This window comes from Streptococcus pseudopneumoniae (genome assembly GCF_038148935.1).
Taxonomy (GTDB): Bacteria; Bacillota; Bacilli; order Lactobacillales; family Streptococcaceae; genus Streptococcus; species Streptococcus pseudopneumoniae_U.
The window spans coordinates 1-238 of sequence record NZ_JBBJZX010000274.1 but is presented as its reverse complement, the minus strand read 5'-3'; the positions used below and the strand labels follow the sequence as shown (position 1 = coordinate 238).

At 39.9% G+C, this 238-nt stretch carries 1 protein-coding gene; it reads left to right on the top strand.

The features are described from left to right. On the top strand, window positions 1-238 hold a 238-nt coding region (locus WKI42_RS10955; protein ID WP_368081926.1), incomplete at both ends, for an ATP-binding cassette domain-containing protein.

Below are 238 nucleotides of genomic sequence, written 5' to 3'. Positions count from 1 at the left end.
TGGCCGTATGCTCTTCTCTGGAGATGAGGTTAACAAACCTGTCAACGTCTTGTCAGGGGGAGAAAAAGTTCGTGTCATGCTTTCAAAACTCATGCTCTTAAAATCAAATGTCCTTGTCCTCGATGATCCAACAAATCACTTGGACTTGGAATCTATCTCAAGCTTGAATGATGGATTGAAAAACTTTAAAGAATCAATCATCTTTGCCAGCCATGACCACGAGTTTATTCAAACTTTG